The sequence below is a fragment of the Streptomyces sp. H51 genome, from assembly GCF_035656535.1.
GTDB lineage: Bacteria > Actinomycetota > Actinomycetes > Streptomycetales > Streptomycetaceae > Streptomyces.
In genome coordinates this window covers 398,914-411,551 of sequence record NZ_JAYMHD010000087.1, presented here as the reverse complement: position 1 = coordinate 411,551, position 12,638 = coordinate 398,914, and the positions used below count along the sequence as shown (strand labels likewise).

The 12,638-nt window shown below is 72.3% G+C and carries 11 protein-coding genes and 1 tRNA gene; 6 read left to right on the top strand and 6 right to left on the bottom strand.

Annotated elements, in window-relative coordinates:
• Positions 1-8 precede the first annotated feature (8 nt).
• The 6 genes from VKA29_RS35460 to VKA29_RS35435 all read left to right on the top strand — a co-directional run bounded on the left by VKA29_RS35460 (position 9) and on the right by VKA29_RS35435 (position 7,348).
• Positions 9-425: a copper chaperone PCu(A)C gene (locus VKA29_RS35460; RefSeq protein ID WP_420718642.1), complete on the top strand. Its 417-nt coding sequence runs from the start codon at positions 9-11 to the stop codon at positions 423-425.
• Positions 426-437: 12 nt separating this feature from the next.
• On the top strand, positions 438-2,537 hold the full coding sequence (locus VKA29_RS35455) for a copper resistance CopC/CopD family protein (RefSeq protein WP_324790157.1): 2,100 nt from the start codon (positions 438-440) through the stop codon (positions 2,535-2,537).
• 8 nt (positions 2,538-2,545) lie between these two features.
• A complete protein-coding gene (gene efeB / locus VKA29_RS35450) occupies positions 2,546-3,826 on the top strand; it encodes an iron uptake transporter deferrochelatase/peroxidase subunit (RefSeq protein ID WP_324790156.1) in 1,281 nt (426 codons plus the stop codon).
• A gap of 73 nt (positions 3,827-3,899) precedes the next feature.
• Positions 3,900-4,832 (top strand): prephenate dehydratase, encoded by a 933-nt coding sequence (pheA, locus tag VKA29_RS35445; RefSeq protein ID WP_324790155.1) that lies wholly within the window; start codon positions 3,900-3,902, stop codon positions 4,830-4,832.
• A gap of 438 nt (positions 4,833-5,270) precedes the next feature.
• Complete coding sequence (gene serS / locus VKA29_RS35440; RefSeq protein ID WP_324790154.1) at positions 5,271-6,548, top strand: serine--tRNA ligase; 1,278 nt, start codon at positions 5,271-5,273, stop codon at positions 6,546-6,548.
• On the top strand, positions 6,545-7,348 hold the full coding sequence (locus VKA29_RS35435) for an HAD family hydrolase (RefSeq protein WP_324790153.1): 804 nt from the start codon (positions 6,545-6,547) through the stop codon (positions 7,346-7,348). Before serS ends, VKA29_RS35435 begins: the two co-directional genes overlap by 4 nt.
• Before the next feature lie 913 nt (positions 7,349-8,261).
• Here the strand turns inward: VKA29_RS35435 and VKA29_RS35430 are convergent.
• From VKA29_RS35430 to VKA29_RS35405, 6 genes are all read right to left on the bottom strand, one after another.
• Positions 8,262-8,348: transfer RNA gene (locus tag VKA29_RS35430), tRNA-Ser, on the bottom strand.
• A gap of 254 nt (positions 8,349-8,602) precedes the next feature.
• Positions 8,603-8,803: a hypothetical protein gene (locus VKA29_RS35425; RefSeq protein ID WP_324790152.1), complete on the bottom strand. Its 201-nt coding sequence runs from the start codon at positions 8,801-8,803 to the stop codon at positions 8,603-8,605.
• Positions 8,804-8,893: 90 nt separating this feature from the next.
• Positions 8,894-9,613, bottom strand: a complete 720-nt coding sequence (locus tag VKA29_RS35420) for an ABC transporter permease (protein WP_324790151.1) — start codon at positions 9,611-9,613, stop codon at positions 8,894-8,896.
• A gap of 9 nt (positions 9,614-9,622) precedes the next feature.
• Entirely contained in the window at positions 9,623-10,534 is a 912-nt protein-coding gene (locus VKA29_RS35415; RefSeq protein ID WP_324790150.1) for an ABC transporter ATP-binding protein, read from the bottom strand.
• Entirely contained in the window at positions 10,534-11,442 is a 909-nt protein-coding gene (locus tag VKA29_RS35410) for an ABC transporter permease (protein WP_324790149.1), read from the bottom strand. Before VKA29_RS35410 ends, VKA29_RS35415 begins: the two co-directional genes overlap by 1 nt.
• Positions 11,432-12,400, bottom strand: coding sequence for an ABC transporter ATP-binding protein (locus tag VKA29_RS35405; RefSeq protein ID WP_324790246.1), 969 nt, complete (start codon positions 12,398-12,400; stop codon positions 11,432-11,434). The genes VKA29_RS35410 and VKA29_RS35405 overlap by 11 nt, the downstream gene beginning before the upstream one ends.
• Positions 12,401-12,638: the final 238 nt, after the last annotated feature.

The following is a 12,638-nucleotide window of genomic DNA, read 5'->3' as shown; positions in this document are numbered from 1 at the left end:
CGGGCGCGATGGCCCTGACGACGGGCTGCGGCGGCTCCGACGAGGGCGCGGGCAGGCCCGAACTGACCGTCGGCTCCCCCTACATGCCCCAGCCAGTCTCCGACATGGCCGCGGGCTTCCTGACCGTCGTCAACGAGGGCGGCGCCAAGGACGAGCTGACCTCCGTCAGCAGCGACATCGCGGGCAGTGTCACCGTGCACGAGACGGTCGGGCAGTCGATGCGGGAGGCCGACTCCCTCACCGTGCCCGCGCACGGCCGCCTCGTGCTGGAGAGCGGCGGCAACCACCTGATGTTCGAGAAGCTGAAGCGCGAGCCGAAGCGGGGCGAGAAGGTGACCGTCGTACTGCACTTCGCGACGTCCGACCCCATCACGGTCGAGATGCCGGTGAAGGCGGCCACCTACCGGTCGGCGACCGGCCACTGAGGGAGGACCACCGTGAGGCAGACCACCGCCCCCCGCCGCGTGCGGATCCTGGTGCTGCTGTTCCTGGCCGTCACCGGCGCGCTGCTCGCCGGCGCCGGCCCGGCATCCGCGCATGCCGCGCTGACCGGCAGCGACCCCGCGCAGGGGGTGGTGGTCGACAAGGCGCCCGCCCAGGTCTCCCTCACCTTCTCCGAGAAGGTCGCCACCTCAGACGGCTCCGTGCGCGTGCTCGACCCCAAGGGCGCGCGCGTCGACACCGGCAAGCCCACCGAGACCGGCGGCGCCACCTACGCCGTACGGCTGCGCGGCGGCCTGCCCGACGGCACGTACACCGTGTCCTGGCAGGTCGTCTCGGCCGACAGCCATCCGGCCGCCGGCGCCTTCACCTTCTCCATCGGCGCCCCCTCCGCGACCACCGTGTCGGTCTCCGAGCAGACGGCGGGCGGCGGGGTCGTCGGCGGGCTGTACGGCTTCGGGCGCTACCTGTCGTACGCGGGCTTCGTCGTCATGACCGGCGGGGCCGCCTTCGTGCTGGCCTGCTGGCAGCGCGGCTCCGGCGTGCGCGCGCTGCAGCGGCTGGTCGTCGGCGGCTGGCTCGCGCTCACCTCGGCCACCCTCCTGCTGCTGCTCCTGCGCGGCTCCTTCACCGGCTCCGGCACGCTCGCCGACGTCTTCGACCTGAGCCTGCTCGGCCAGGTCCTGCAGACCAAGACCGGCGCCGCGCTGGTCTCCCGGCTGCTGCTGCTCGCCGCGGCGGCCCTGTTCATCGCCGTGCTCTTCGGCGCATACGACAAGCGCGAGGCGGAGGAGAAGCGGGACCTGACCTTCGGGCTGGCCGTCGGCGGGGTCGTCGTGGCCGCGGGGCTGGCGGCGAGCTGGGCGATGGCCGAGCACGCCTCCACCGGCCTCCAGCCCGGCATCGCCATGCCGGCCGACGTCGTCCACCTGCTCGCTGTCGCCGCGTGGCTCGGCGGCCTCACCGCGCTCCTCGTGGCCCTGTACCGCGCGGACCGCCCGGTCGAGTCGGCCGCCGTACGGCGCTTCTCGCACGTCGCCTTCGGCAGCGTCTGCGCGCTCGTCGCCACGGGCGTCTACCAGTCGTGGCGCCAGCTCGGCTCCTGGTCGGCGTTCACCGAGACCTCCTACGGACAGTTGCTGATCGCCAAGCTGGCGCTGGTGGCGCTGCTCGTCGGTCTCGCCTGGTTCTCCCGGCGGTGGACGGCGCAGCTGACGGACCCGGTGACGGCCGCCGTGCGCCGACGCCCGAAGGAAACCGCCACGACCGGCGCCGCGAAGGCTACGAAGGGCGCGAAGGCCGTGAAGGGTGGGACCGGCGGGACTGGCGGGACGGGCGGGACGGGCGGGACGGACGCCAAGGCAGCCCAGGGCACGACGGACGCGAAGAACACGAAGGACGGGAAGGCCGGGAAGGACGGGAAGGACGGGAAAGACACGAAGGACGCGAAGGACGCGAAGAGCGGGAAGGACGCGAAGAGCGGGAAGGACGCGAAGTCGGCGGCGTCCGGGGACGGCGGACGCGCCGCCCAGCTCGCCCGGCAGCGGGCCGCCATGGCCGCCGCCCGGCAGAAGCGGCAGCGCGACGCCGACCCCGTCCGCTTCGGACTGCGGCGCTCCGTGCTCGCCGAGGCCGGAGTCGCCGTCGCCCTGCTCGCCGTCACCACCGTGCTGACCCAGACCGAACCCGGCCGCACCGAGCAAGAAGCCGCGGCGGCCACCGCGTCCTCCTCCTCGTCCGCGGCGGACTCCTCCGGCGCGCTGACGCTGACCATGCCGTTCGACACCGGCGGCGCGGACGGCAAGGGCGTGGTGTCGGTCGACCTCGACCCCGCGCGCGTGGGCGGCAACGACATGCACGTCTACGTCCAGCGCCCCAACGGCCGAGCCTTCGACATCCCGGAGGTCAAGGTCTCCTTCACTCTCACCGCCAAGGACATCGGGCCGTTGCCCGTCGTCCCCGACCACGTCACCACCGGACACTGGTCCGCGAGCGGCGTGCAGATCCCGATGGCCGGCGACTGGAAGGTCGCCGTGACCGTACGGACCTCCGACATCGACCAGGCCACCGTCTCCAAGAACGCGCAGATCGGCTGAACCGCACCATGCCCGACCAGTCCCTCCCCCAGGCCCCCGGCGAGGACCGCGCCGCCGCCCCGAAGGCGCCCTCCGCCGAGGGCGTCTCACGCCGCACGCTGCTCGGCACCGCCGGCGCCACCGGTCTCGCGCTCGGCGCGGCAGGCGGCGCCCTCGGATACACCGCCGCGCCCGCCGCGGCCACCCCGCTCACCTCGCTGGGCACCGGCCGGGCGATGTTTCACGGGAAACATCAGCCCGGCATCACCGAAGGGCTCCAGGCCCGCGGCCACCTCGCCGCCTTCGACCTGGCCGCCGGCGCGGGCCGCAAGGAGGCGGCCGCACTGCTGCGCCGCTGGTCGGCGACCGCGGAGCGGTTGATGGCGGGCGAGGCCGCGTCCGGCGACGACACGGACGTGGCGCGCGACGCCGGGCCCTCGTCGCTGACGATCACCTTCGGCTTCGGCCACAGCTTCTTCACCCGCACCGGCCTGGAGAAGCAGCGCCCGGTCGCCCTGGACCCGCTGCCCGACTTCTCCTCCGACCACCTGGACAAGAAGCGCAGCGACGGCGACCTGTGGGTGCAGATCGGCGCGAACGACGCCCTCGTCGCCTTCCACGCCCTGCGCGCCATCCAGAAGGACGCGGGGCGGGCGGCCCGGCTGCGGTGGCAGATGAACGGCTTCAACCGCTCGCCGGGCGCCACCGCCCGGCCCATGACGGCCCGGAACCTGATGGGCCAGATCGACGGCACGCGCAACCCCAAGCCCAGCGACGCCGACTTCGACCGGCGGATCTTCGTACCGGCGAACGGCACGCCCGCCTGGATGGCCAACGGCTCCTACGCGGTCGTACGCCGTATCCGCATGCTCCTCGACGACTGGGAGAAGCTCTCCGTCAGGGCCCAGGAGAACGTCATCGGGCGCCGCAAGGCCGACGGGGCGCCGCTGTCGGGCGGCTCCGAGACGACGGCGATGGACCTGGAGAAGATGGGTGCGGACGGCAATCTCGTCGTCCCCGTCAACGCGCACTCCCGGATCAGCCGTCCCGACCAGAACGGGGGCGCGGCCATGCTGCGGCGCCCGTTCAGCTACCACGACGGCTTCGGCGCGGACGGGACGCCCGACGCGGGGCTGCTGTTCGTCTGCTGGCAGGCGGATCCGCTGCGCGGCTTCGTGCCGGTGCAGCGCAAGCTCGACCGGGGCGACGCGCTGTCGAGGTTCATCCGCCACGAGGCCAGCGGGCTGTACGCGGTGCCCGGCGGAGCCGCCGGGGGACAGTACGTGGGGCAGGCGCTGCTGGAGGGGTGAGGGCCGGGGCGCCCACCGGGGCGCTCGGGGGACGGGTGCGCATGCGTCCGCCTGAGGCGATTAGGGTGAGGTCATGCCAGCGAGCTACGCGTATCTCGGCCCCGAGGGCACCTTCACCGAAGTCGCCCTGCGCACCCTCCCGGAGACGGCCACCCGGGAGCTGGTCCCGTACGTCTCCGTGCAGTCCGCGCTCGACGCGGTCCGCGGTGGCGAGGCCGAGGCCGCGTTCGTGCCCATCGAGAACTCCGTCGAGGGCGGTATCACCACCACCCTCGACGAACTGGTCGCGGGCACACCGCTGATGATCTACCGCGAGGTGCTGCTGTCGATCACCTTCGCGCTGCTGGTCAGGCCGGGCACCAAGCTGTCGGACATCAAGACCGTCTCCGCCCATCCGGCCGCCCAGCCCCAGGTGCGCAACTGGCTGCGGAGCAACCTGCCGGACGCCGCCTGGGAGTCCGCCGCCTCGAACGCGGACGCCGCCCGCCTGGTCCAGGAGGGCCGCTACGACGCCGCCTTCGCCGGCGAGTTCGCCGCCGCCCGGTACGGCCTGGAGGCCCTGGAGACCGGGATCCACGACGCGGAGAACGCCCAGACCCGGTTCGTGCTGGTCGGCCGGCCGGCCCGGCCCGCCGCGCCCACCGGCGCCGACAAGACGTCCGTCGTGCTGTGGCAGCGCGACGACCACCCCGGCGGCCTGCGCGACCTGCTGGGCGAGTTCGCCACCCGCGGCATCAACCTCATGCTGTTGCAGTCCCGGCCCACCGGCGCCGGCATCGGCAACTACTGCTTCTGCGTCGACGCCGAGGGGCACATCTCCGACCGCCGGGTCGCCGAGGCCCTGATGGGCCTGAAGCGGATCTGCCTGGAGGTGCGGTACCTGGGGTCGTACCCGCGCGCCGACGCGACGGTGGCGGACGTGAGCGCGCCGCGTCCGGGGACGTCGGACGAGGAGTTCGTCGCGGCGGCCGACTGGGTGGCCCGCTGCCAGGACGGGCGTTTCTAGGGCCTCACCTGCGTGGTTCCGTTATCCACAGAAGTTTTCCACAGGCGCGGTTCTCGACCTGGGGACAAGTCGACAAGGAAGCGCCATTCGGTCGACAAATCCTCGTGCGGACCCCTTCCGGATTCACCGACCCCCAAGACGCCCTTCGCTCGTTCTTTTCCTTCGGTCAACCCATTGAGGCGACGCATTTCCACCCGAAAGGGTGAGGAATCCAGGTTTGCACCGGCAGTCACCCGCATCGCTGACGACATTCGGATTGATCAATTCCGATATCCACAGATCTTCCACACAGCCTGTGGATAACTTGCCGGTGGGTGGCCCCCGCTGTGGACAACGCGGCCGCCAAGTCCCGTCCGCCGGACGGAGATCGAGCCGGAGAGCCGCACGACGCGGATAGTGAGTCGTGGGCCGTATCCCCGCACCGGTAGCCTTGAGCCCGTGATTGACCTTCGCCTGCTCCGTGAGGACCCCGACCGTGTGCGCGCCTCGCAGCGTGCCCGTGGAGAGGACGTCGCACTCGTCGACGCTCTCCTGTCTGCCGACGAGCGGCGCAGGTCGTCCGGCGTCCGCTTCGACGAGCTGCGCGCCGAACAGAGGGCGCTCGGCAAGCTCATCCCCAAGGCCTCGGGAGACGAGAAGGCCGAGCTGCTGAAGAAGGCAAGCCAGCTCGCCGCCGACGTCAAGGCGGCCGACGCCGAGCGCGACACGGCCGACGCCGAGACGCGGGAACTGCTGCAGAAGCTCGGCAACCTCGTCCACCCGGACGTGCCCGTGGGCGGCGAGGAGGACTTCGTCACCCTGGAGACGCACGGCACCATCCGCGACTTCGGCGCCGAGGGCTTCGAGCCCAAGGACCACCTGGAGCTCGGCCAGCTCCTCGGCGCGATCGACGTCGAGCGCGGCGCCAAGGTCTCCGGCTCCCGCTTCTACTTCCTCACCGGCGTGGGCGCCCTGCTGGAGCTGGCGCTGGTGAACGCGGCGATCGCGCAGGCCACGGCGGCCGGCTTCACGCCGATGCTGACCCCGGCGCTGGTGCGCCCGCAGTCGATGGCCGGCACCGGCTTCCTCGGCCAGGCGGCCCAGGACGTCTACCACCTCGACGCGGACGACCTCTACCTGGTCGGCACGTCCGAGGTCCCGCTGGCCGCGTACCACATGGACGAGATCATCGACGCGGACCGCCTGCCGCTGCGCTACGCGGGCTTCTCGCCCTGCTTCCGCCGCGAGGCCGGTTCGCACGGCAAGGACACGCGGGGCATCTTCCGCGTGCACCAGTTCGACAAGGTCGAGATGTTCTCCTACGTGACGCCCGAGGAGTCGCAGGAGGAGCACCGGCGCCTGCTGGAGTGGGAGAAGCAGTGGCTGACCTCGCTCGAGCTGCCGTTCCGCGTCATCGACGTCGCCAGCGGTGACCTGGGTTCCTCGGCCGCGCGGAAGTTCGACTGCGAGGCGTGGATCCCGACCCAGGGCAAGTACCGCGAGCTGACCTCGACCTCGGACTGCACCGAGTTCCAGTCCCGCCGCCTGCAGATCAGGGTCCGTGAAGGCAAGCAGGTCAGGCCGCTGGCGACGCTGAACGGCACGCTGTGCGCCGTACCGCGCACCATCGTGGCGATCCTGGAGAACCACCAGCAGGCCGACGGCTCCGTGCGCGTGCCCGAGGTGCTGCGCCCGTACCTGGGCGGCCGGGAGGTCCTGGAGCCGGTCGCCAAGTGAGCGCGGCCTTCCCCTACACCCTCGTCGCCACCGACCTCGACGGCACGCTCCTGCGCTCCGACGAGTCGATCTCGCGGCGCACCCGGGACGCGCTCACCGCGGCCACCGCGGCGGGCGCCGCCCACATCGTCGTCACCGGCCGCTCGGCGCCCTGGACCCGGCACATCCTCGACGACCTCGGCTACCGGGGTCTCGCGGTGTGCGCCCAGGGCGCGCAGGTCTACCACGCCGGGGAGCACCGGCTGCTGACGTCCGTCACCCTGGACCGGCAGCTAGCCGGGGTGGCCCTGGCCAAGATCGAGGCGGAGGTCGGCCCGCTGTTCCTCGCGGCGAGCCGGGACGGCCTGGACGGCGAGGTGCTGGTCGGGGCCGGTTACGCGGTCACCGGCGATCTCCCGTCGACGCCGCTGTCGGACGTGTCCGACCTGTGGGCCGCGCCGCTGAACAAGCTCTACATCCAGCACCCGCGGCTCTCCGACGACGCACTCGCCGAGGCTGCCCGCCAGGCAGCGGGGGGCTTCGTCACGGTCGCGATGGCGGGCGAGGGCATCGTGGAACTGCTGCCGCTGGGGCTGTCGAAGGCGACGGGACTGTCACTGGCCGCCCGGCGGCTGGGCCTGAAGGCCGCCGACACGATCGCCTTCGGCGACATGCCCAACGACGTCCCGATGTTCGCCTGGGCTTCCTACGGCGTGGCGATGGCCAACGCCCACGACGAGCTCCGGGCGGTGGCGGACGAGGTGACGTCCTCCAACGAGGAGGACGGGATCGCGGTGGTCCTGGAACGGTGGCTGACCTGACCCGGACCGCCTGACGGGGACCGCCTGACGTCGGCGTCGCCACGGCCCGTCGCCTCAGGGGCGGCGCCCGCCCCGGGAGGACCGGAGTGCGGCCGCCCCGCGGACCGGCCGCACATGGCACCGCTCCACCGGCGAGAAACCCCACCCGGCCAGAAACCAGGCCCCACGGACGCGGGCCCCCGAACCGACGCGGGCCCCGCACCATGGACGCGATTCCCCGAACCACGAATGCCGGCCCGCCGCACCACGAGCACGGCTCCCGCGCCCCGGGCACGGGGTGCCGAATCACACACGCGGGGCACCCGCGCCACGGACGCAGGGCGCCGAATCACGCAAGGCGGCGCCCCGAACCAACGTTCGTGAGTCCCCGCACCACGCACGCGGCGCCCACATCGCGAGCGCGAGTCCCCGGACCAACGCACGCGGGCATGTGGACCGCCGGCTCAACGGGCGCGGCTCCCCGCACCACACGGGCCGCCGAACCAACGGACGCAGGCCCCGCATCGAACACGGCTCCCAGCATCACGGACGCGGGGCGCCGAACACTCACGCGGCTCCCCGCACCTCAGCTGCGGCTCCAGGCATCATCGGGCACAGCTCCCCGCACCACACGGGCCGCCGAACCAACGGAGGCAGGCCCTACGTCGGGCGCGGCTCCCCGCACCACGGACACGGGCGCCGCACCACGGGCACAGCTCCCCGCACCTCGGCCGCGGGCCCCACGTCGGGCGCGGGCCCCACGTCGGGCGCGGCTCCCCGCACCACGGACACGGGCGCCGCACCACGGGCACAGCTCCCCGCACCTCGGCCGCGGGCTCCACGTCGGGCGCGGCTCCCCGCACCTCGGCTGCGGCTCCAGGCAGCACGGGCGCGGCTCCCCGCATCACCGCACCGTCCCAGTGACAACGTCTCGCGGAGGATGCACGGATCGAACGTGCGCGGGCTTTTCAGCCCGACCATGGCTTAGCAAGCCAGTGCCTTACCACTCGGCCAATCCTCCGGGTGGGCGGCCCACGCGAGTGCGACATCGCGTGCTCGAAGCGGCCGCCCGGGCAGCTCTCGTGCGCGGCGGGCTCGACGGTGCGGTGATCACACCGGAGCCTGCCCCGGGCTGCCCTGCGGGGAGCCCGGCGGACTGTCGTGCATCGACATGCCGGACCCCTCCCCGGTACGTGGCGCCGGCTCGGCCCGGCGTCGTGGACATCTCCACTCTGCCCGCGGGACGAGTCGGACGCCACCGAATAAAAACGGCGGTCAGCGGCGCCGCCACCGGCGCCTGCGGGCCTTGCTGAAGAACCAGCCGGCCGGCGGCTCGTCGGACCGCCACGGCTGCGGTTCGGGCTCCTCGGACCGCCAGCGCGCGGCGAGCATGCGGGCCCGGGCCGACGGCTCGGTGGTCTCGGCGGCCCGCACGAAGTCCTCGTCCAGCACCATGTCGTCCCACTCGTCGGCCATCGTCGTCCCTCCCGGCCCTCCCGCCGAACGTCCCTCCGCCCAGTGTGCCCCGACGGGGGTGAAGCCCCCGTCAGGACCGGACCGGGCCTGTCACTCCTCGCCGGCGAGGGTGAGCGACCGCAGCTTCTGACCGGCGTACCAGGTGGCGAGGACGGTGACCGCGACCAGCAGCACCGTCGCCGTGGTCAGTCCGACGTCCGAGGTCACCAGGTCCCCGCCGGCGACCTTGTGGGCCACCGCCAGCGACCACTGCTGGACGCTCAGCGTGCGCGCCCCGGCGACCAGGGAGCCGAACAGGGCCTCCCAGACGAGGGCGTAGACGAGGCCGAAGACGACCGCGTGCCGGGAGACGGTGCCCAGCAGCAGGAACAGCGCCGCGTAGGCGATCGAGGAGACGAGGGCCGCGACCGTGTAGGCGACGGCGATCTGCTGACCGTTGCCGTTCAGGACGAACCCAGCGATCAGGGTCGGCAGTGCCGAGAACACCATCGTCACCGCGATCGCCACGATCAGCTTGGTGAAGATGATCGTGGAGCGTTTCACCGGCTTGGACAGCAGGTACACCACCGAGCCGTCGTCGATCTCCGGTCCGATGGCGCCGGTGCCGGCGATGACGCCGATGATCGGCACCATCGTGGCGAGGGCGAGCCCGCCCAGCAGGTCGGCGGCGGTCTGGTCGTCGGCGCCCGCGAGGGCGCGGACGGCGACGGAGATCACGATCAGCAGCAGGGGCAGGGCGCCCAGGACGAGGGCCCGGCGGCGGCCGAGCAGGGCCCGGTAGGTGAGCCGGGCGACTGTGGGGTCGTACATCAGGGCCTCCTACGCCGCGACCAGGTACGAGAAGACGGACTCGAGGGACTCGTCGGACGGCGAGACCGTCAGCAGCCGGATGCCGTGGTCCCTGGCCACGCGGGGCAGCAGGGCCGTGAAGCGGCCGAAGTCGACGGCCTGGACGCGCAGCGCGCCCTCGGCGTGGTCCACCTCGATGCCGGACGTCGACGGGTCGGCGATCAGCGCGGCCGCGAGGGCGCGGTCGTCGCTGGAGCGCACCAGGTAGCGGTGCGGCCGGTCGGTCATCAGCCGGCGGATCCGGCGGAAGTCGCCGCTGGCCGCGTGCCGGCCCGCGACGACGACCTCGATGTGCCAGGCGAGCTGTTCGACCTCTTCGAGAATGTGGGACGAGAACAGCACGGTGCGGCCCTCGTCGCCCATGCGCCGCAGCAGGTCCATCAGCTGCATGCGCTGGCGCGGGTCCATGCCGTTGAAGGGCTCGTCCAGGAGCAGCAGCGAGGGGTCGTGGACGAGGGCGCTGGCCATCTTCACGCGCTGGCGCATGCCCTTGGAGTAGGTGGAGATCTTCCGGTCCTGCGCGTACTCCATCTCGACCGTGGCCAGCGCCCGCTGGGCGGCCTTGGCGCCGAGGCCGTGCAGCTCGGCGTTGGCGACGACGAACTCGCGGCCGGTGAGGAAGTCGTACATCGCCTCCCGCTCCGGGACGATGCCGATGTGCTTGTAGATCGACTCGTTGCGCCACACCTGCTGTCCGTCGAGGGTGACGGAGCCGGTGGAGGGGGCCAGGAAGCCGCCCATCATGTTGATGAGGGTGGACTTTCCGGCGCCGTTGGGGCCGAGGAGGCCGGTGACACCGGGGCCGATCGTCATGGTGATGTCGTTGACGGCGACCACGTTGCCGAACCAGCGGGAGACGTGGGCGATGGACAGGACGGTCATCAGAGGCCCACCCTCCGGTAGCGACGCAGCAGCAGGCCGTAGCTCGCGGCGATCAGGCCCAGGACGACGAGGACGTACACGGCGCCTTCGCCGTGGCCGGGGCCGATCGCGCCGGGGAAGGCCGAGTCGGCGCCGAGGAACGCGGACTGGAGCCCGTCGATGAGCGTGACGGGCGAGAACAGGCCGATCCACGGGACGGCGCTCGTGCTGCCCTGCGCGTCGGCGATGGCCTGGAGCGTGGAGACGGCGCCGTAGGAGATGGTCAGGACGGCGATCACGGCGGCGATGCCGAAGCCGCGGCGCGGGGTGACCGAGGCGATGACCAGGCCGATGCCGGAGAACAGCAGCGAGAGCAGGGCCACCGAGACGAGTCCCTGCGCGAACCCCTTGGTCTGGTCGGTGAAGTCGAGTTCGGCCAGCAGCGCGCCCACGTAGAGCACGAGCAGCGGGGCCGCGGTGAGGATGAACATCGCCGAGGCCAGGGCCGCGTACTTGGCGCGCACGTAGTCCGCGGTCTCGATCGGGCGGGAGAAATACAGCGGCACCGTCTTGAAGCGCAGGTCGCGCGAGACGGCCTGGGGCGCCTGCGAGGCGACGTAGAGGCTGATGACGGCCTGCATGATGATCGCGTAGCGCGTGTAGTCGACGGGCAGGTCCTTGGCCTTGGTGGCGACCGCGACGGCGACCATGATGGCCGCGGGCACGCACATCACCACGAACAGCAGCATCGGCAGCACCTTCGACTTCACCGAGCGGCCGAGGCCGTAGGCGCCGCGCAGGGACTGCGAGTACAGCGAGCGGGTGGCGTAGGAGCGGCCGAGGCGGGGGCCGTCGTAGGAGCGGTAGCCGATGTCGTGGATGCGGGTCTGGTCACCCGACACGGCGGCTGCGGGGTGGTCAGTTGCCATGGCCGACGGCCTCCTTCCGGTCGGTGTCGTGGTCCGTGAAGACCTCGGAGATGTGGTGCCTGCGCTGTTCCATGCGCACCAGGCCGAGGCCGAGGTCGGCGACCAGGTCGCGCACCAGGTCGTAGGTGTCCTCGCCCTGCGCGGTCAGCAGCAGGAGGTGCCCGGCGCCGGGCAGTCCGTTGCCGGCCTCGACGTCGGCCCCGCGCGCGGTGAGCGCCTCGCGCAGCGCGCGGGTGCCGTCGGGGTGCTCGTCGGTGTCGGTGACCTCGATCGCGAGCGTGGTGGTGGTCTGCGTGAAGTCGGTGGTGCGGCTGGAGCGCAGCAGCTTGCCGCCGTCGATGACGACGACGTGGTCGCAGGTGCGTTCCAGCTCGCCCAGCAGGTGCGAGGTGACCAGGACCGAGATGCCGAAGTCGGTGTGGATGCGGCGGATCAGGCCGAGCATCTCGTCGCGGCCGACCGGGTCGAGGCCGTTGGTCGGCTCGTCCAGGAAGACCAGCTGCGGGTCGTGCACCAGGGCCTGGGCCAGCTTGACGCGCTGTTTCATGCCGGTGGAGTAGCCGCCGATGGGGCGGTAGCGCTCCTCGTACAGGCCGACGTGGCGCAGGGTGTCCGCGGTGCGTTCGCGGGCGGCGGTGGGCGGCAGGCCGGACATGCGGGCCATGTGCACGACGAACTCGGTGGCCGAGACGTCGGGCGGCAGGCAGTCGTGCTCCGGCATGTAGCCGACGCGCTCGCGGATGGCGGCACCCGACGACGGGGCCGCGACGTCGAGTCCGAGCACCTCGGCTCGGCCCTCGCTCGCGGGGGACAGACCCAGCAGGATCTTGATCAGGGTGGACTTGCCGGCTCCGTTGGCGCCGACGAGTCCGGTCACACCGGGCCCGACGTCCATGGAGAGCCGGTCGAGCGCGGTCACCCGCGGGAACCGCTTGCTCAGGCTTTCGGTCGCGATCACAGTCACGGGTTCGACGGTAGTGACCGCGACCACTCGGGTCGTCAGCCCGGAGAGCCGGTTGGAGGTCCGTCTGGAGTTGTACGGACCCCTGAGGGAACCCCTGCCTGAGGGCTACGCGGCTGAGGGTTCTGTCCGCACGGAGGGAGGGCCGCGCGCCGCCGTCCGCACGCCACGGGGCTTTGCGGGGGGCTTTGCGCGGCCCGCTGTTGACGAAGCCTCTAACAACTGCCACATTCAC

Coding starts and splice junctions, on each gene's coding strand:
- VKA29_RS35460 (WP_420718642.1), top strand. CDS start 9: ATGGCCCTGACGACGGGCTGCGGCGGCTCCGACGAGGGCGCGGGCAGG.
- efeB (WP_324790156.1), top strand. CDS start 2,546: ATGCCCGACCAGTCCCTCCCCCAGGCCCCCGGCGAGGACCGCGCCGCC.
- pheA (WP_324790155.1), top strand. CDS start 3,900: ATGCCAGCGAGCTACGCGTATCTCGGCCCCGAGGGCACCTTCACCGAA.
- VKA29_RS35425 (WP_324790152.1), bottom strand. CDS start 8,803: ATGGCCGACGAGTGGGACGACATGGTGCTGGACGAGGACTTCGTGCGG.
- VKA29_RS35420 (WP_324790151.1), bottom strand. CDS start 9,613: ATGTACGACCCCACAGTCGCCCGGCTCACCTACCGGGCCCTGCTCGGC.
- VKA29_RS35415 (WP_324790150.1), bottom strand. CDS start 10,534: ATGACCGTCCTGTCCATCGCCCACGTCTCCCGCTGGTTCGGCAACGTG.
- VKA29_RS35410 (WP_324790149.1), bottom strand. CDS start 11,442: ATGGCAACTGACCACCCCGCAGCCGCCGTGTCGGGTGACCAGACCCGC.